Genomic DNA, 17931 nt, shown 5'->3' with positions numbered 1-17931 from the left:
CGTGCCGCCCACCGGGAGGATAGCCAAGCCGCGCCACCCCGGCTCGCGCACGGCGCCGGGTCCGGAACGCGGCGACGCCGGTCCCTAATTCGGCTCGGCAGTAGACTGCTGTCGGCGAAACAGTGCGAACAACAGAGCACGAATGGCAATTCGGTGGAGGACTTGTCGGTGTACTTGCATCGCCTGCGCATCCGGGGAGTGCGGGGCTTCCACGGTTCTCGCGCCGTCGACCTCCGTTTCGAGCGGAACACCGACGATGAGCACTCGTCCAACCGCTACCGCGGATTCTGCGTCATTGCCGGTCGAAACGGGTCAGGAAAGACGACGCTGCTTCGCGCCGCCGCGACTGTGCTGGCCGGCCCGGTAGTAGCGAACATTCTGACCGACGGGGACCGCGACTGGGTGAGTCACGGACAGTCGGTGGCGACGGTCAGCACGGACATCATAAAAGGCGAGGAGTCATTCTCGGCCGCATTGCGGTGGGAGCAGACCAAGGGCGCGCGAGCACGACCCCAAGCTGACACACACCGCGAGGCCCGCGACCAGAAGGCCGAGCGATCCTTGTGGTCCCCGGAACCGACCGGCTGGTTCGCCGCAGGCTACGGCCCGTTCCGGCGCATGACCCGCACGAGCGGCGAGGCCGCGCGCCTGATGGCCGGCGACTGGACCACGGCGCGCTTCGCAACGCTCTTTCGCGAGGATGCCACTCTCGCCGAGACTGTGCAGTGGCTTCAGCAGGCCAACTATCGTGCCCGTTCCGGCCGCGCGAGCTATGCCGAGCTGGAGCACCGTGTCATCGGCCTTCTCAACGACGGCCTGTTTCCCGACGGCTACACAGTCGACCGGGTGGACCCGGACGGCCTGTGGATCACCAGGGAATCCGGTTCGGCCATCCGCATCGACGAGATGAGCGACGGATACCGCACCATCACGGCGCTGGTGACCGACATCGTGCGACAGATCAACGAATGCTTCGACGGAAGTATCGAGTGGGTCGACGACGGCCGGCCGATCCTTGCAACGCCGGGAATCGTGCTCATCGACGAGATCGACGTCCACCTTCACGTCTCCTGGCAGAAGCGCATCGGACCCTGGCTGCTGGCACACTTCCCCAACATCCAGTTCATCGTCACAAGCCACAGCCCGTACATCTGCCAAAGCGCGTCGCCGGGCGGTCTGATCCAGCTTCCAGGACCGGGGGACGACTTCCCGCCCCGTGTCGCCGATGAGGCACTGTTCCGTCGCGTCGTGAACGGAAGCGGCGACGACGCCGTCCTCACGGAGCTCTTCGGACTGGACTCGCCGTACTCTGAGCGGGTCGACGAGCTGCGGTCCGCGCTGACCCGGCTGGAACGTCTGGCGATTCGTGGCCAGGCGCGACCCGAGGACCTTGCCGAACTGGCAAGGCTGTCCGAGGCCCTCTCGCCATCGCCCGGCAGCCGGGTGCGCGACGCGCTGGGGGACGACGTTTGATCCCGATCACGCGTCGGGCACTCCCCGCGCAGCTCGCTGCACACCTGGTCGACAGGACCGCGAAGATCGTGGCCAGCGCGACCCCTCAACAGACGGCGCGGACAAGTTGGAGCGATGCGACTGGCGCACGCCGGCAGCTCAAGGCCCAACTTCTCGGGATGTGCGCCCGCCCCTCGTTTTGCATGTACTGCTACGAAAGCCGGGGCACGGACGTCGACCACTTCGTGCCCATCGCCCGCGATCCGGTGCAGACCTTCGAATGGAACAACCACCTGCTTGCCTGCGGCTTCTGCAACCAACAGGCGAAGAAGGAGCGGTTTCCGGTCGATCCGGCGGGGCATCCACTCCTGCTGGACCCTAGCGTGGACGACTCCGCCGACCATATGACGCTCGCCAGCACGGGGCACTTCATCGACCTTACGCCGCAGGGTCGCGAGACCATCGATGTGCTGGGACTCAACGCCCGGAGCGAACTCATCGAGGCGCGGTATCGGTCGTGGCGCGGCGTGATCCGAGTTTTTGCTCAGGCGGCGCGGGAGAAGCACCTGGTCGACACCGATGATCTGGAGGATCTGCGCTTCCTTCCGGTTGTCGACGCATTTCACCATTTCGCGCACGACGTCGTCGCTGACCGGCTCGGGCACAAGGGCGTTGCACCGGAGCTGATTCGCTATGCGCTGCACAATCGTCCGGTGCTGAGGTCGGTGTTTCCCGGCTGTCGCCTGTAGCCGCCGGCGGTTCAGGCCGTGCGGGTGCGGTCGAGGCGGTGCAGGAGGAGGCGTTGCTGGCGGGCGTAGGCGCGTTGGCCCAACTGGCGTAGCTGTTCGCGGCTGCGGGCGCCGCGCAGGTAGACCTCCAGCGGCTCGATCGAGTCGCCGAAGGTCTCCTCGACCGGCGGCAGGGACGCGTGGGCCGCCAGGCGGTAGGCGCCCGCGCGGCCCGGGACCGCCTCGATCGGCAGGCCTGCCGCGGTCAGCAGGTCGATGTCCAGGTAGATCGTGCGGACGTCGACGCCGAAGCGGCAGGACAGGGCCGCGGCCGAGACCCACGGGCGGGAGCGCAGCTGCAACAGGATGCCGACGTGGCGCGCATTGCGGGCGCTCATGCCGCCGCCTCCGCATCGCTGCGGCGACGAGCGGTGCGTGAACCGGAGTGGCCGATCATGATGCCACCAGCAGGGCCTGCAGGGCGCTGGCCTGGGTGCGCCAGTCCGGGGGCGAGGACGGGGGTGCCCAGTGGCTGCCGATGCGGTTCATCGGGTCGCGGCCGGACCACAGGGTGTTGGCCTGGGTGTCGGCGAAGGACTGGAACTGGCCGGCTTCGGCGAGGTACCGCATGAACACGCCCTTGAATTGTTTCTGGTTGTCGTCGCAGGACTGGCCGGGGTCGCAGGACTCGGTGAGGATGCCGCTGTGCACCAGGGAAGAGTTGAGCGCGGCGGTGCCGAGGCGGCGGGCCGCGTCCTGATACGTGGCGGTGCCGGTTGCCCGGTAGAGCTCCATCGCGGCGCCGATGGCCAGGCCCTGGTTGTAGGTCCAGACCGTCTGGCCGTTGTTGCGGCAGTCGCTCGTCAGGCCGTCGTTGACCAGGCCGGAGCCGTTGATCATGCCGCTGTTCTGCAGCCAGTTCCAGCCGGTGACGGCCTTGTCGAGCCAGGCGGTGTCGCCGGCGATCCGGTTGTGCAGGGCGGCGGTCAGGCGCAGGTACAGGCCGATCGTCACGGCGTTCTTGTAGGTGCGCTCGCGGTCCCACCAGACCCCGCCGCCGCAGGTGGAGGTGTCCCAGAAGCCGGCGACGTAATTGGCGATGGCGACCGCCTCGGTGAGGTACACCTGGTCGTGCGTGAGGTCGTAGGCGTCGATCCAGGTCAGCCCCCACCACGCGGTGTCGTCGATGGAGCGGCTGATGAAGTGCCCGTCGACGGGGTCGGAGGAGCGGGCACCGGCCGGGAACGCGACCCGGTTGACGTCGAAGGTGCGCCGGACCAGGGGAGCGTAGGTCTGGTCCCCGGTGCGGCGGGTGTAGCCGATGATCGCGGTGACCGCGACGGCCGAGTTCCACCAGCTGGACGGGAACCAGGCCGGGTAGGGGTCGTAGGAGTACATCAGCGCGTCGGCCGCGGCGCGCAGCCGGTTGCTCGACGGGCGGGCCCAGGCCGTGCACGCCCCGTTCTGGCCCTCGACCGCCCGGCCGCAGGCGCGCACCGCCCCGCCGTACAGCAGCGAGGTGGGGTCGGTCGCGTTGAAGCCGTTCGTGCGCCCGCTCGTGGTACGGCCGAGGGAAGAGCCACCCGGCCAGCTCGCGCCGCCGTCGAAGGAGCGGTCCAGCCAGACCTCGTCGCCGGCCTTGGTGTTCGTGATCGTGCCCCACGCCATCCCGGCGGAGTCGAAGTGCAGCGAGATCGACCGGCCGCTCAGCGTCACCGTGCGCACTGCCTCGGCGTCCGTGCCGGCGCCGGCGTTGTCGCAGGTCGCGTTGCACACCGAGGCGTGCACCCAGGAGGTGCAGGCGACCGCGTGGGCGTCGCCGCAGGCCCGGATCATGCCGCGGCGGTGGTGCGAGGGGTCCGAGAGGTTGTACATCAACGTGCGCGTCCCGGTCCACGTGCCCGGGATGGACGCCTTGCCCAGCAGCCCCTCCCACGTGGCGCCGCCGTCGAACGAGCGGTCCAGCCACACCGACTCGCCCTGCGTGCCGGCATCGATGCTGCCCCATGCCATGCCGTCGAGGTCGGACAGGTGCAGGCGGATCTGCCGGTTGTTGACGAGCAGTGTTCCGGCCGGGAACGTCTCCTGGCGGGCCTGGGACGGGTCGCGGGTGTCGCAGTACTGGGCGCAGAGGCTGCTCGCCGCCTGGGCCGGGCCGGTCGCGACCGCGAGGTTGACGGCCAGGCCGGCGACGAGCAGGAGCAGGACGGCGAGCGTGCGCTGGATGGCGGCCACGGGAAACTTCCTTTACAGAAAGCGCTCTCACAACGTTGTACGTCGATGCTCAGCTCTCGGTCAAGAGGCAGGATCCCCTCAGGCGATTGCTCGGACGGCGACATCCGTCAATGCCCTGGTCCGGACCTTCACCTGGTCGATGCGGCCGGGGAGGTGGTCGGCGTCGGTACCGTTCCACTTGCCCCAGCCGATCGTGAACCAGGTGCAACGGCGGGTTCACGTGACGTAGCAAACATTTTCCGACGCAATGTGTCAACGATCGCGATGGATTTTCATCGGTACCTGTTCGAAGTTGTTGGATCGATGAAAGTTCCGCGATACTTCTGCCAATCATTGACAGATCGAATTCGGACCCAACCCGGCGGGTCACTGGGCGCCTCTACCCTGTGACCGCCTGCCGAAGGGATCGCAAGCGTTGCGACCGGACCTGGAACACGACTACACGCAGTACGTGGCCACCAAGCTGCCACGCCTGCACCGCATCGCCTACCAGCTCGTGGGCGACCGGCACCGCGCCGACGACGCGGTGCAGGACGCGCTCACCACGCTGTACCAGCGCTGGTCGCGCATCCGCGAGGTCGCCAACCTCGACGCCTACGTGCACACGATGGTCGTGCGCGCGGCGCTGTCGGACCGGCGGCGGTTCTGGGCCCGGGTGCATCTGTGGGGTACACCCCCGGAATCACCGCGGGAGGCCGAGTCCCCGGGCGTCGAGCAGCGGGTGGTGCTGCGCCAGGCGCTGCGGGCACTGCCGGAGGGGCAGCGCACGGTCCTGGTGCTGCGCTTCCTGTGCGACCTGCCGGTCGAGGAGGTCGCCGCCGTGCTCGGCCGCGCCGAGGGGACCGTGAAGAGCCAGACCTCGATGGGGCTCAAGTCGCTGCGCCGGCTGCTGAACGTCGAGGACTTCTCCGCGCTGAAGGGCGGTGCCGCATGAGCTCCAACCCGCTGAGCGCCCTGCGTGACGACGACGCGCCCGGCACCCGCCTGAGCGCCGAGGGCCTGGTGCTGGCCGGGCGGCGGCGGGTCCGGCGGCGCCGCAACGCGATTGTCGGCACCGCCTTCGCGCTGGTCCTCGTCCTGACCGCGGGCGTCGCCGCGGTTGCCGGCACCCGCCCCGCCGCTCGCCCGGCAATCCCGGACCCGCCCGTCCCGACGGCGTCCCCGACCGCGGCCTGCACGGTGGACCTGCTGCCGGTGCCCGACGGGCGGGAGCTGCTGGCGCCGGTCGTCGACCCGACCGGGCACTGGGCCGCGGCCCGGCTCAGCGACCGCAACGGCGCGGTGATCTGGCACGACGGGGTGATCGACGCGGTCTACACCGACATCGACATCATCGCCCTGCACGGCATCAGCGCCAAGGGCGCCGCGGTCGCCACCGCCACCGTCGACGGGCGCCTGCGCGCGATCACCCTGCGGCGCGACTACAAGGTCGTCCTCACGCTGCCCCAGGGTGCCTCCGCGCAGTCGGTCACCTACGGGATGGGGATCAACGCCGGCGGCGACGTCGTCGGCTACTACGACCCGGCGGACGGCAACCGCCGGCCGATCCTGTGGCGGTTCAAGGAGCCGTTGGCCCCGGTGCTGCTGGCCACGCCCGGCAACCAGGAGGGCGGCGCCCTGTCGATCGCCGACGACGGCCGCGTGGGCGGGTTCCTCGGCGCCATCGACAACTCGCCCAAGCCGTACCTGTGGGGCGCCGACGGCACCGGCCGGCAGCTGCCGCTGGCCGATCGGCAGGCCGACGGGACGGTCGGCGCGATCGCCGGGTCGTGGGCCGCCGACCTCGGCAACAGCGTCCGGTGGCGGCTGGACGAGCCGGCCATCGCCACCCGGGTCGAGGTGTCTCAGGCCGCGGCGGTCGGCCTGGCCGGCGACGGCACGATGCTCTACGGCGGGGCCCGCAGTGCCGTGCTCTGGGGTGTCGGCTCGCCGCGCCGGCTGGCTTTGCCGCCCGGCTACAGCAGCTACCTGACCGGCACCATCAGCGCCGACGGCCGGGTTGCCGCCGGGGCCGCCCGGCAACCGAAGAACAACGGCGGCGGCGCGCCGTTCCTGTGGCACTGCACCGGCTGACGACGGGTTGACCTGCGTTGTATTGACAAATATTGACCGAATCCGGATCAGGGACTATGAATATGCTTCGAGAGCGCTCTCCCGTCCTCACCGCCACCGAACGGGAGACACCATGTCCCGACCCCGCAAGGTCGACCGGCTGCTCGCCGGCGCGGGAGCCGCCCTGCTGGGCAGCACCCTCGCGGTCGTGCAGTTCGCGGCCCCCGCTCAGGCCGCCGACCTCAACCTGACCCAATACGTGAACCCACTGATCGGCACGGACGACAGCAACTCGCCGAACCCGGTCGGCGGTGGTGCCGGCGGTAGCACCTTCCCGGGTGCGACCGTGCCCTTCGGCATGCTCCAGTTCAGCCCCGACACGCCGACGGCGTCCCCGTCCGGCTACCGGGACAAGGACCGCACCATCGAGGAGTTCAGCCTCACCCACTTCAACGGGGCCGGCTGCCCGAACAACGAGGACATCGGGCTGCTGCCGGTCACCGGCGCGCTCGGCTCCTCGCCCGGCACCGCGTGGACCAGCTACGCCTCGGCCTACACCAAGAGCAACGAGGCCGCCCAGGCCGGCTACTACAAGAACCGGCTGGACAAGTACAGCACCGATGTCGAGCTGACCTCGACCACCCGCACCGGCGTCATGCGGCTGCAGTTCCCCTCCACCAACCAGGCCCGGCTGCTGATCAACACCAGCCGCAGCGCCACGGGCAACCGCAGCGGCAGCATCAGCATCTCCGGCAGCGACGTCACGGGCAACGTGACGGCCGGCGGGTTCTGCGGCTCGTCGAAGACGTACCCGATCTACTTCTCGATCCACTTCGACCGGGCCCCGTCGTCGTTCGGCACCTGGAACGGCTCGACGATCACCAACGGATCGGCGAGCACCAGCGGCTTCGTCACCTGGGACACCACGTCCAACGCGACCGTCAACGCCCAGATCGGCGTGTCGTTCGTCAGCGTCGCCAACGCCACGGCGAACCGCAACGCCGAGACCGCGGCCTTCGACACCGCGCGGACCAACGCCAGCAACGCCTGGAACACCGCGCTCAACCGCGTCCAGGTCACCGGCGGCAGCGCCGCGGAACTGCAGAAGTTCTACACGGCGCTGTACCACGTGATGGTCAACCCGAACATCGCCAGCGACGTCAACGGGCAGTACCGCGGCTTCGACAACGCGATCCACACGGCGACGCACCCGGTGTACCAGAACTACTCCGGCTGGGACATCTACCGCTCGTGGGCCGCGCTCATCGCGTTCATCGCGCCCGACGTCACCAGCGACATCATGAAGTCGATGGTCCTCGACGGCCAGCAGGGCGGCCTGCTGCCCAAGTGGTCGCAGCAGACCAACGAGGACTTCGTCATGACCGGCGACCCGGGCCCGATCATCGTGGACAGCGCCTACCAGTTCGGCGCGCGCGACTTCGACACGGCCGCCGCGCTGCAGCTGATGAAGAACGCCATCGCCGGCCAGGGCGCGCAGGGCTCGCCGATCCGCGGGCGCGAGGCCGAGTACGAGTCGAAGAAGTACATCCCGGGCGCGCCGTCGGACTCGATGGAGTACTCGGCGTCGGACTTCGCCGTGGCCCAGTTCGCCAAGGCCGTCGGCGACACCACCACCTACAACTCGGCGATGACCCGCGCCCAGTACTGGCGCAACACGTTCAACACCGAGTCGAACTTCATCCACCCGCGCAACAGTGACGGCACGTGGCCGTGGCCGCTCAACCCGGCCCAGGAGAGCCCCTTCACCGAGGGTAACGCCGCGCAGTACACCTGGATGGTCACCTACAACTTCGCCGGGCTGATCAACCTCATGGGCGGCCCGCAGACGGCCAAGCAGCGGCTCGACCATCACTTCACCGAGCTCAACGCCGGCCTGTCCCGCCCGTACTTCTACCTCGGCAACGAGCCCGAGCACGGCGTGCCGTGGGCGTACAACTTCGCCCAGTACCCGGCCGGCGCCTCCTCCGCGGTGCGGCGCGTCATGAACGAGACGTTCACCACCGGTGCCGGCGGCCTGCCCGGCAACGACGACCTCGGCGCCACCTCGGCGTGGTACGTCTGGTCCGCGATGGGCATGTACCCGGCCACCCCGGGCGCGGACACGCTGGCGATCCACGGCCCGTCGTTCCCGTCGATCCTCGTCCAGCGCTCGGCCGGCAACATCCAGATCAACGGCGGCAGCGCGACGTCGCAGTACGTGCAGGGCCTGACCCTCAACGGCTCCTCGGTCTCGCACAACTACCTGCGCTACCCGGACCTGGCCGCGGGTGGCACCCTGCAGTACACGATGGGCACCAGCCCGTCGTCGTGGGGCACCGGCGCCGGTGACGTCCCGCCGTCCTTCGCCGACGGCGCGACCCAGCCGGCCACCCCGCCGAACCTGGGCACCAACCTGGCCCAGGGCAAGACCGCCACGGGCTCGGCCACCTGCGCCGCCGCCGAGTCGCCCGACAAGGCCGTCGACGGCAGCCTGGCCAACAACAGCAAGTTCTGCTCGGCGGCGGCGACCAAGTTCCTGCAGGTCGACCTCGGCTCCAACCAGAGCGTCGGCGCGGTCGTGCTCAAGCACGCCGGCCTCGGTGCGGAGAACACGGGCTGGAACACCGGCGCGTTCACCATCTCCACCAGCACCGACGGCACGAACTGGAGCCAGGCCGCGACCGTCTCGGGCAACCGCTCCAGCCGCACGCTCAACCAGTTCACGGCGCGGACCGCCCGCTACGTGAAGGTCGACATCACCACGCCGGCCAACGACGGCAACGCCGCGGCCCGCATCTACGAGTTCGAGGTGTACGGCGCCGCGACCGGCGGCAACCTCCTGCTCAACAAGGCCGCCACCGCCGACTCCTCCTGCGCCTCGAGCGAGGGCCCGGAGAAGGCGGTCAACGGCTCGGTCGCAGGCGGCAACTCCGACAAGTGGTGCTCGCTCGGCACGAACAAGTTCCTGCAGGTCGACATGGGCGCCTCGAACCACCTGAGCTCCATCGTCGTCCGGCACGCCGGCGCCGGCGGCGAGTCGGCCTCGTGGGACACCCGCGACTTCGACCTGCAGGTGTCCAGCGACGGCACGACCTGGACCACGGTGGCCTCGCCCCGCGGCAACACCGCCGACGTGACCACGCACGCGGTCAACGTCACCGGCCGTTACGTCCGGCTCAACGTCATCACCGCGACGCAGACGACGGACAACGCGGCGCGCATCTACGAGATCGAGGCGTACGCGTAACGGGTTGTTGTCGGGGGCGGCCGCGCCTGCGGCCGCCCCCGACGTTCCTAGTTGTCCTCGTCTTCGTCGTCTTCGTCCTCATCGTCGATCTCGTCGAAGTACTCGTAGGGCGCGACGGAAACGCCTTCGACGATCCGCCGCGGGTCGTCCTCGCTCGCGTTCGGGTCGAGGTCGAGTGCCCACCGCGACCCCATCGAGAAGATGGCGAAGCCGGGCGCGAACCGGTATCCGATGTCGGTGGGCTCGTAGGCGTGTCCGCGCGCGGCGAGATCGGCCACGACGTCGTCCATGAACCGGTAGGTCAGCTGCACCCCGTCGAAGAACACCTCCTCGCCGCCGTCGCCGGAGTATCCGATCTCGACCAGTTCGACGGTGTCGTCGTCGTAATAGGAGATCACCAGCATGGGCGTGGTGTTGTAGACGGCCTTGCTGCTGCGCCGCGGATGCACGGGTGCCCCGATCCGTGCCTCGACGTCGTCCCGGCGCTGTCCGACTTTCGCGGCCGCCACACCCTCACCCGGCAGAATCTCCATACCCCGGCATCCTGCCATCCGGTTCCGCCCCGCGTCGCGCAGGGTAATCAAGTAACAGTCTTTACAAAATGCTAAGTTTTGTTTACTAATGGTATGGACATCTGTCCATGCAAGGATCACCCGCCGCTCACGGGAAGGTAGTTCCACCATGCCCAAGAAACGACTGCTCGCGCTCGTGGCCACGGTGGGCGTGGCGATCGCCGCCGCCGTGGCCGCGTTCCTGCCGGCAGCCACCGCCCAGGCGGCCACCGCCTGCGCACCGGCCTATGTCAACAGCACCGTGTACACCGGCGGCATGCAGGCGTCGTACAACGGTCACAACTGGACCGCCAAGTGGTGGACGCAGTACGAGGCGCCGAGCACCGGCGGCTCCGGCGTGTGGGCCGACAACGGTTCCTGCGGCGGCGGCACCGGCGGGGGCGGCACGGGCTCGTGCAGCTACCCGAACTGGGTGGCCGGGCAGTGGTACGCGGTCGGTGCGATCGTGCGGTACACCAACGGCCTGTACTACCAGGCGACCCACGAGAACCCCGGCTACGACCCGACGATCAGCACCTGGTTCTGGTCGCCGTACAACTGTGGCGGCGGTGGTGGTGGCGGGGGCACGACCGGCTTCGTGGTCAGTGAGGCCCAGTTCAACCAGATGTTCCCGAGCCGGAACGGTTTCTACACGTACGCCGGGCTGACCGATGCGATGAAGAAGTACCCCGCGTTCGCCACGACCGGCAGTGACACGGTCAAGCGTCAGGAGGCCGCGGCGTTCCTGGCCAACGTCAGTCACGAGACCGGCGGGCTGGTGTACATCAACGAGATCAACACCGCGAACTGGCCCCACTACTGCGACACCAGCCAGCCGTACGGGTGCCCGGCCGGCCAGTCGGCGTACCACGGCCGCGGCCCGATCCAGCTGAGCTGGAACTTCAACTACAAGGCGGCGGGTGACGCGCTCGGCGTCGACCTGCTCAACAACCCGGACCTGGTGGCGACGAACTCGTCGATCTCGTGGCAGACCGGTCTGTGGTACTGGATGACCGGCACCGGCAACGCGGGCACGACGTCGCACAACGCGATGGTGAACGGGCAGGGCTTCGGCACCACGATCCGGGCGATCAACAGCATCGAGTGCAACGGCGGAAACCCCGCGCAGGTACAGAGCCGGGTGAACCTCTACAACCAGTTCGTCGCCATCCTGGGCGTGCCCGCGGGCGGCAACCTGACCTGCTGACCCGCACGGGCCTCGTCATCGACTGACCGGCCTTGGCATGAATCGGGCGGATGCTGCGTGCGACTACCGGGTTCATGCCAAGGTCGGTTCGGCGACCGAGCGGCGAACGGGCGGGGCGCGTAGGTATTCGGCCATGTCAAACGTTCGCCGTGCACTCATCGCTGTTGCGGTCTCGGCTGTCGCCCTGGCCGGTTGTGACAACGCCCCGACGTCCGTGAATCACGCGGCGGACGCCTCCGCCGGTGCCGAGTCGGACACCGTCGAGGTGGACGCCTCGCCGGGCCCGGAACCGGAGCCGGCCGCCGCCGCGCCGGTTCGCAAGCTGCTCGACGCGCACTTACCCGACGTCAAGGCCGCGCCCGAGGACAGGTTCGGGTACTTCGCGTTCAAGCCCGATGCCGACGGGTCCAAGCACGTCCGGTACACACGCACCTACCACGGGTTGCCCGTCTTCGGCGGGGACATCATCGTGCACACGGGGCCCTCGGGGGCGTACAAGGGCAGCTCCAACGGGCTGCTGCAGCCGCTCAAGCTCGATACCGTGCCCAAGGTCTCGGCGCAGGAAGCGCTCGTGCAGGCCAAGGGGGCATTCCTGGGGACGGCCCGGCAGACGCAGGGGCAGCGGCTGCTCGTCGAGGCCTCGACCGGGACCGGCCGGCTCGCCTGGGAGAGCGTCGTGGTGGGCACGCAGCAGGACGGGCGGACGCCGTCGCGGCTGCACGTGCTCACCGACGCACACTCCGGAACCGTCATCGGCAAGTGGGACGAGATCGAGACGGTGACGGGGACCGGTCACGGCCTGTACAGCGGGCAGGTCGGCATCGAGACGCAGAAGTTCGGCAACCAATACCGCCTCATCGACACCACCCGCGGGCGGGCGTCGGTGTGCGACATGAAGCACACGGACAACGGCACCTGCACGCAGTTGAGCGACGCCGACAACACGTGGGGTGACGGCAAGGCCGACGATCCGCAGAGCGCGGCGGTCGACGCGGCCTACGGCGCACAGCTGACGTACGACTACTACCTGAAGTTCTTCGGGCGCAAGGGCGTGGCCAACAACGGCCGCGGGGCCGTCTCGCGCGTGCACGTCGGCGACCGGCTGGAGAACGCCTACTGGGACGGCAAGCAGATGAACTACGGCGACGGGCGCGACAACGCGCACCCGTTCGTCGAGCTCGACGTGGCCGCACACGAGATGACGCACGGCATCACGCAGTACAGCGTGCCGAACGACCTCACCTACGCCGGCGAGTCCGGCGGCCTGAACGAGGCCACCAGCGACATCTTCGGCACCATGGTCGAGTTCTACGCCAACAACCCGGCCGACCCGGGCGACTACGACATCGCCGAGCGTCTCGACCTCAACGGCAACGGCACCCCGCTGCGGTACATGTACAACCCGTCGCTGGACGGATACTCTCACGGCTGCTGGTCGGCGAGCACGAAGGACGTCGACGTCCACTACTCCTCGGGCGTGGCCAACCACTTCTTCTTCGACCTTGCCGAGGGCACGGGCACGACGCAGCACGGCACCAGCCCCGTCTGCGGCAACGCGCGGGCCGTGACCGGCATCGGCCGCGACAAGGCCGCGGCGATCTGGTACCGCGCGCTGGACGTCTACTTCACCTCCAGCACCTCGTACGTCAACGACGCCAACCCGGGCAACACCGCCCGCGCCTACACGCTGTCGGCGGCGGCCGACCTGTACGGTCAGTGCGCAGCCGAGTACCAGGCGGTGCGGCGCGCCTGGTCCGCGGTCAATGTGGCCGGACCGGACGCGGCCTGCTGATCGAGCGACCCCCCCCGGCTCCCGCCGGGCGGGACTGACCTGGTCCCGCCCGGCGGGAGCCGTCTCGGTCCGGGGCGGGGCCGTGCCGGCGGTTGTCGTCGCCGGGCGGGCGGGCCGATACGGGCGCCGCCCGGCCGTCAGCGTGTCAAGCCGGGGGCAGGCATGTTGTCCAGGACTGGTGCGGACGAGAGAAGCGGTCCTGTAATCCTGCGTCACCGCCTGTTACGTAGCGGCTAGACGCTCCCATGGCTGGGGCGCTGGTGTCGATGCTTTGACGGAACCACGTGGCAAGGCCGGCGTGGATGCAGTGGGAACGCCCGGTCGCGCTCGGTAGCCGCCGCTGGCCGTCGACGCGGCAAAGGCCGGCCACCACAACGGGTGACCGGCCTTGAGCCAGGGGTGATGGAGCGTCAGTTGGCCGCGACGCCGAACTGGCCCTCGCCGCCGTGGACCTGGGTGCCCTCGGCGAATGCCGAGTCGAAGCGCGACTGCAGGGCGTCGAGCTCACCGAACTCGGCCTGGTGCGCGTTCTCGGAGCCCTCGGCCACGAACACGTGGTCATCGACCGACGCGTCGTGCGAGTAGTTCGTGTAGTCGTCCGACTGGAAGTGCACGGCGCCCGGCTGGTCGTACTCGACGTGGTGCCCCTGCGAGAAGTCCGTCGACTCCTGGGCGTGGTGGTCGTTCTCGTACACCCCGTACTGGTTGTTGTAGTCGGCCTCCGAGCCGTGGGCCTGGTGCAGCTGGTCGAGGCCCGCGTGCTCCTGGCCGGCCTCGTAGTGCCCGTAGTCCACGTCGTGGCCGCCGTCGTAGCCGGTGTCGATGTCGCTCATGGTCCGTATCCCCCTGGGAAGTCGTTGTCGCTGTTGAGGAAAACGTTACGGGGAACCGAATCCCGTCGAATCCCGGAAACGTGCCACCGCCGCGCGGACCTGGGGCTCCAGGTCGGCGCGGTTCTCCAGCGCCGGGAACGCCGCGGCCAGGTCCAGCATCACGTCCAGGACGATCTCCTCCTCCAGCGCCGCGGGGTCGTGCGGCCCGACCTTCGAGCGGGCGCCGGCCACCCGGGCCGGGTTGACCAGTGTGGCGGCCAGCGCGCCGGCCTGGGTGGGGGACAGGTGCGGGTCCCACGGGCGGGCCTCGGCGAAGCGGGACTCGTCGAACTCGGGGATCTTCCGCTTGAGGATCGGGCGGGTGGCGAGCGGGACACGGGCGTCGGGGCGCAGGACGACGCCCTCGGCCAGGTTGCCGTCCAGCGGCGGCAGGCCGAGTGCCGCGGGCACGCGGGTCTGGAAGCGGATCGGGACCGTGTCGACTGCGGGCCTGGTGCCGCGGGCCAGCAGCGGTACGACGTCGACCCCACCGTCGGCGGCGACCTCGGCCACCTCGTGGTAGAGCCAGGCCGGCCCCTCGCCGGTGACGACGTCGAACAGGGCGAAGCGGATGCCGGGGCTGTACCAGATGCCGGTCTGGACCGCGGACGCGCCGGGCACCGGCGGTGAACCCGGGTAGTGACCGCCGTACAACTCCCCGTAGAGCCGCACCGGTGAGCCGCCGCGGGCCAGCGCCGCCCGCGCCAGGTGCTCCAGCGGGCCGCGCAGCAGCTGCCAGCCGAAGAAGGGCTCATCCTCGCGCAGCCACGCCTTGCGCTTGCCGACCCGCAGCACGGCGCCGTCGTGGGCGACGACGAGCTGGGCGCCGTGGATCTTCTCGGTGGCGATCCAGGAGCCCGCGGCGCAGACATTTGACAGCACGGCGGGGATCTTGGGGTACGTCCGGTGCTCCACCGGCGAAGTTTCCCCGATCCGGTGTCAACGCGGCGACCCAGTTAAGGACTCTGGCTGGTGTGACGTTCGAGGAGTACGTCGCGGCGCGAGGACAGGCGCTGGTGCGCTTCGCGGCGCTGCTCACCGGGGACCAGCACCGGGCCGAGGACCTGGTGCAGGACGCGCTGACCAAGGCGTACCTGCGCTGGGCGCACATCCGCCGCGGCGACGACCCGGACGTGTACCTGCGCCGGCTCGTGCTCAACGGCTCGCGGTCGTGGTGGCGGCGGCGCGCGAACCGCGAGCTGCCCGCCGAGGCGGCTCCGGAGCAGGCCACGCCGGGGCGGCTGGACGCGGAGGCGGCCGAGCGCGACGCGCTGTGGCGGCTCATCCGCGCCCTGCCCGAGCAGCAGCGCGCCGTCGTCGTCCTGCGCTACTACGAGGACCTCGACGACGCCGCCATCGCCCGCGTCCTGGACTGCTCGGCGGCCACCGTCCGCACGCACGCGATGCGCGCCCTGCACCGGCTGCGGGGCGCCTACCTGGAGGGAGTGACGCCGTGACCGACCTCGAGAGCCGGATCGCCGCCACGCTGGCCGAGCGGGCCGAGCGCACCGCTCCGGCGGCGGAACTGGGCGAGCGGGCGGCCCGGCGGGCGCGGGGGATTCGCCGCCGGCGACGCATCATCGGTACCGCTGCCGCCTGCGTCATCGCCGCGGCCGCCTTCGCGCTCCTGCCACCGCAACCGCCCCCGGCCCCGGCCACGACCCTGCCGGCCGAGACCGCGGCGCCGCCCGGCGGGATCGGCAGCGACCGCGGCCTGCTGCACTTCGACGTCGACCTGCCCGCGCTGCCGGCGGCCGTGAACGCGCGGATCGCGATGACGCAGTGGGTGTCGGGCGACGGGTACGAGACCTTCGCCGGGATGGACGCCGACCGCCAACCGGTCCTCATCGTCCTGCTCGGCACCGACCCGGGCACGGTCGAGGAGTGGCGGGTCGCCCACGACGCCGGCCAGACCCGCGCGGTGCGCTGGCGGCAGGGCGACGTCTGGGGCGTTTCGGTGGTGCGCTGGGAGGACCGCGACCTGCTGCCCCTCGTCGCCCGCGCGGTGCGGCTGGAGCGGGTGCAGCGCTGCGCGATGCCGCTGCACCTGTCCGAGCTGCCCCCGGGCGCGCGGTGGTCGGAGTGCCAGACGGTGATCCGCCGCGGCCCGGGCCCGTCGGTGTTCGTGTACGCGGGCCTGACCATCCACCGCGCCGACGACAAGGTGATCTACATCTGGGCCGACGCGGACGCCAGCTCCTCCTTCGCCCCGGACCGCACCGTCGCCGGCCGCCCCGCGCGGTGGCGCAGCGGCACCGGCCAGTTCGCCAACGGCCTGTGGATCGGGGACTTCGGCGGGGTCGAGCTGTACGTCACCGACTTCGAGACCGGGCCGGCGGACTGGTTCACGCCGCAGGAGGCGGCCTGGTACACCGCGCGCCTGAGCCCGGGCGGGGACCTCGACGCCCCGTCGAGCTGGCCGAGGCGTGCGGTGTCGTGACGCTCAGGCGGGCAGGATCGCGGTGTCGTCCCGAATCACGGTCAGCAGGTGGTCCGGGACGCGCCACGACGGGCCGAGCCCGGCGGCCGCCGGGTCACCGGCCGGGAACAGCGACACGTGGTGGAAGTGGCGGAACCCGCCGTCGAGGCGCTCGTGCGACCACCGCCCGGCGGGCGCCTCGGCGTGGCCGGGCAGGCTGTGGTGGTACCACTGCCGCAGCTGCTCGACCGGGGCGGACGTCGCGTGCCACGAGCTGGTGACGTGCCCGCCGCCGGCCGCGTAGGTCCGGCGGGTGTCGAGCAGCAACAGATCCGGCCCGTCCCGGGGCGGCTCGTCGCCGGCGGCCGACCAGAGGGCCCCCGCAGCGACCGCGTGCCGCGGGTGGCGCAGCACGAGCGGCTCGACGCGGGCCTGTTCCCGCACGAGCCGGGGCAGCAGCGGGGTGGCGCTCGCCGCCCCGGTCAGGAACCAGGCGACGGGCTCGCCCCCGATCCCCGCCTGGGCCAGGGCCTCGCGGCCCGTCGCGACGGTGGCGGCCAGCACGGGCCGCAGCACCTCCTCGAGCGCGGCCCGGGTGAGCCCCTCGGCGCCGGGCCGCAGCGGCTCGAGGTACTCCTGCCGCGACAGCGCCTCCCGGGCGTCGCGGGCATTGTCGAGCAGGCCGAGCCGATGCCGCGCGCTCGGCGGTCCGCTGCCGGGCTCGAACGGGCTGAGCGCGGTCGCGAACCGGTGGGCCGTCATCTCGTCGAGCAGCCGCCCGCCGGCCGGGTGCGCGACGGCGGCCAGCACCTCGAACGCGCCCTCGCCGAGCCGCAGCGCGGTCGCCTCGAAGCCGCCGGCGCCCAGATGGTGCACCAGCACCGCCCCGCCCTCGGCGACCGGCCGCAGCCGGGCGCAGTAGGTGGCGGCGGCGACCGGCCGCGGGACCAGCCCCGCCGCGGGCAGTCCGGCGGCGGCCGCGGCCTCGGCGAGCCGCCGGCGCCGGGCCGGCGGCCAGGTCGCCGGCGTCGTGAGCACCGCCCGGTCCGCGGGCGCGGCCCCGGCGATCCGGCGCAGCGTCGCGGCTGCCAGCCGGACCGGGTGCTCGCCCCGGTCGTCGCGGCCGAGATCCAGCTTCGGCGCGGGGTGGAACATGACGGGGTCGATCCGGGCGCAGCGCACCGCCTCCCGGCCGGTGATCAGGTCGCCGTGCTTCACGAACACTGCCGACGGCAGCCCCTCCTCGCCGTCGATCCGGACCGGCTCGACGATGCCGCCCGGGTGACGGCGCAGCGCCACGGTGTAGGCGGTCCCGTAGTCGACGGCGAGCAGCGAGGCGGCCATCCGTCCACATTAGGCTGTCGGCCGATCGCCGC

Annotated in this window: 15 protein-coding genes; 9 read left to right on the top strand and 6 right to left on the bottom strand. The window is 70.7% G+C overall.

The window, feature by feature from the left end; all coding sequences use genetic code 11:
• Nucleotides 1–153 precede the first annotated feature (153 nt).
• Together ACQPY0_RS31690 and ACQPY0_RS31685 are read left to right on the top strand one after the other, a co-directional pair.
• Nucleotides 154–1473: an AAA family ATPase gene (locus ACQPY0_RS31690; RefSeq protein ID WP_432968573.1), complete on the top strand. Its 1320-nt coding sequence runs from the start codon at nucleotides 154–156 to the stop codon at nucleotides 1471–1473.
• Nucleotides 1470–2201, top strand: coding sequence for a hypothetical protein (locus ACQPY0_RS31685; protein ID WP_432968570.1), 732 nt, complete (start codon nucleotides 1470–1472; stop codon nucleotides 2199–2201). The genes ACQPY0_RS31690 and ACQPY0_RS31685 overlap by 4 nt, the downstream gene beginning before the upstream one ends.
• 11 nt (nucleotides 2202–2212) lie before the next feature.
• Here the strand turns inward: ACQPY0_RS31685 and ACQPY0_RS31680 are convergent, their stop codons facing one another.
• On the bottom strand, nucleotides 2213–2578 hold the full coding sequence (locus ACQPY0_RS31680; protein ID WP_432968568.1) for a helix-turn-helix transcriptional regulator: 366 nt from the start codon (nucleotides 2576–2578) through the stop codon (nucleotides 2213–2215).
• Between the two features lie 55 nt (nucleotides 2579–2633).
• Nucleotides 2634–4415 (bottom strand): glycoside hydrolase family 76 protein, encoded by a 1782-nt coding sequence (locus tag ACQPY0_RS31675; RefSeq protein ID WP_432968565.1) that lies wholly within the window; start codon nucleotides 4413–4415, stop codon nucleotides 2634–2636.
• Nucleotides 4416–4830: 415 nt separating this feature from the next.
• Here ACQPY0_RS31675 and ACQPY0_RS31670 point away from each other — a divergent pair, with 415 nt between their 5' ends.
• The 3 genes from ACQPY0_RS31670 to ACQPY0_RS31660 all read left to right on the top strand — a co-directional run bounded on the left by ACQPY0_RS31670 (nucleotide 4831) and on the right by ACQPY0_RS31660 (nucleotide 9714).
• A complete protein-coding gene (locus ACQPY0_RS31670) occupies nucleotides 4831–5349 on the top strand; it encodes a SigE family RNA polymerase sigma factor (RefSeq protein WP_432968562.1) in 519 nt (172 codons plus the stop codon).
• Nucleotides 5346–6488, top strand: a complete 1143-nt coding sequence (locus ACQPY0_RS31665; RefSeq protein WP_432968559.1) for a hypothetical protein — start codon at nucleotides 5346–5348, stop codon at nucleotides 6486–6488. The genes ACQPY0_RS31670 and ACQPY0_RS31665 overlap by 4 nt, the downstream gene beginning before the upstream one ends.
• Nucleotides 6489–6600: 112 nt before the next feature.
• Complete coding sequence (locus tag ACQPY0_RS31660) at nucleotides 6601–9714, top strand: GH92 family glycosyl hydrolase (RefSeq protein WP_432968556.1); 3114 nt, start codon at nucleotides 6601–6603, stop codon at nucleotides 9712–9714.
• A gap of 47 nt (nucleotides 9715–9761) precedes the next feature.
• Here the strand turns inward: ACQPY0_RS31660 and ACQPY0_RS31655 are convergent, their stop codons facing one another.
• Nucleotides 9762–10247: a hypothetical protein gene (locus ACQPY0_RS31655; protein ID WP_432968553.1), complete on the bottom strand. Its 486-nt coding sequence runs from the start codon at nucleotides 10245–10247 to the stop codon at nucleotides 9762–9764.
• 148 nt (nucleotides 10248–10395) lie between these two features.
• Between ACQPY0_RS31655 and ACQPY0_RS31650 the strand changes: the two genes are divergently transcribed.
• Both ACQPY0_RS31650 and ACQPY0_RS31645 read left to right on the top strand, forming a co-directional pair.
• On the top strand, nucleotides 10396–11472 hold the full coding sequence (locus tag ACQPY0_RS31650; RefSeq protein ID WP_432968550.1) for a glycoside hydrolase family 19 protein: 1077 nt from the start codon (nucleotides 10396–10398) through the stop codon (nucleotides 11470–11472).
• A gap of 133 nt (nucleotides 11473–11605) precedes the next feature.
• Nucleotides 11606–13264, top strand: coding sequence for a M4 family metallopeptidase (locus tag ACQPY0_RS31645; protein ID WP_432968547.1), 1659 nt, complete (start codon nucleotides 11606–11608; stop codon nucleotides 13262–13264).
• A gap of 410 nt (nucleotides 13265–13674) precedes the next feature.
• Here ACQPY0_RS31645 and ACQPY0_RS31640 read toward each other — a convergent pair whose 3' ends face one another.
• Both ACQPY0_RS31640 and ACQPY0_RS31635 read right to left on the bottom strand, forming a co-directional pair.
• A complete protein-coding gene (locus tag ACQPY0_RS31640) occupies nucleotides 13675–14097 on the bottom strand; it encodes a hypothetical protein (RefSeq protein WP_432968544.1) in 423 nt (140 codons plus the stop codon).
• A 45-nt stretch (nucleotides 14098–14142) separates the two neighbouring features.
• Nucleotides 14143–15051, bottom strand: coding sequence for an RNA ligase family protein (locus ACQPY0_RS31635; protein ID WP_432968541.1), 909 nt, complete (start codon nucleotides 15049–15051; stop codon nucleotides 14143–14145).
• Between the two features lie 59 nt (nucleotides 15052–15110).
• Between ACQPY0_RS31635 and ACQPY0_RS31630 the strand changes: the two genes are divergently transcribed.
• Together ACQPY0_RS31630 and ACQPY0_RS31625 are read left to right on the top strand one after the other, a co-directional pair.
• Nucleotides 15111–15593: a SigE family RNA polymerase sigma factor gene (locus ACQPY0_RS31630; protein WP_432968538.1), complete on the top strand. Its 483-nt coding sequence runs from the start codon at nucleotides 15111–15113 to the stop codon at nucleotides 15591–15593.
• Nucleotides 15590–16576 (top strand): hypothetical protein, encoded by a 987-nt coding sequence (locus tag ACQPY0_RS31625; RefSeq protein WP_432968535.1) that lies wholly within the window; start codon nucleotides 15590–15592, stop codon nucleotides 16574–16576. Before ACQPY0_RS31630 ends, ACQPY0_RS31625 begins: the two co-directional genes overlap by 4 nt.
• Before the next feature lie 3 nt (nucleotides 16577–16579).
• Here the strand turns inward: ACQPY0_RS31625 and ACQPY0_RS31620 are convergent, their stop codons facing one another.
• Nucleotides 16580–17899: an Hsp70 family protein gene (locus ACQPY0_RS31620; RefSeq protein ID WP_432968532.1), complete on the bottom strand. Its 1320-nt coding sequence runs from the start codon at nucleotides 17897–17899 to the stop codon at nucleotides 16580–16582.
• Between the last annotated feature and the right edge of the window lie 32 nt (nucleotides 17900–17931).

Origin of the sequence: Dactylosporangium sp. CA-233914, assembly GCF_050942935.1 — a bacterium.
Lineage (GTDB): Bacteria > Actinomycetota > Actinomycetes > Mycobacteriales > Micromonosporaceae > Dactylosporangium.
This window is presented reverse-complemented; position numbering and strand designations above follow the sequence as displayed.

What these genes read in the sequence shown, in the direction of transcription:
- ACQPY0_RS31640 (WP_432968544.1), bottom strand. Translation starts at nt 14,097, where the DNA reads ATGAGCGACATCGACACCGGCTACGACGGCGGCCACGACGTGGACTAC.
- ACQPY0_RS31665 (WP_432968559.1), top strand. Translation starts at nt 5,346, where the DNA reads ATGAGCTCCAACCCGCTGAGCGCCCTGCGTGACGACGACGCGCCCGGC.
- ACQPY0_RS31650 (WP_432968550.1), top strand. Translation starts at nt 10,396, where the DNA reads ATGCCCAAGAAACGACTGCTCGCGCTCGTGGCCACGGTGGGCGTGGCG.
- ACQPY0_RS31645 (WP_432968547.1), top strand. Translation starts at nt 11,606, where the DNA reads ATGTCAAACGTTCGCCGTGCACTCATCGCTGTTGCGGTCTCGGCTGTC.
- ACQPY0_RS31620 (WP_432968532.1), bottom strand. Translation starts at nt 17,899, where the DNA reads ATGGCCGCCTCGCTGCTCGCCGTCGACTACGGGACCGCCTACACCGTG.
- ACQPY0_RS31655 (WP_432968553.1), bottom strand. Translation starts at nt 10,247, where the DNA reads ATGGAGATTCTGCCGGGTGAGGGTGTGGCGGCCGCGAAAGTCGGACAG.
- ACQPY0_RS31660 (WP_432968556.1), top strand. Translation starts at nt 6,601, where the DNA reads ATGTCCCGACCCCGCAAGGTCGACCGGCTGCTCGCCGGCGCGGGAGCC.
- ACQPY0_RS31680 (WP_432968568.1), bottom strand. Translation starts at nt 2,578, where the DNA reads ATGAGCGCCCGCAATGCGCGCCACGTCGGCATCCTGTTGCAGCTGCGC.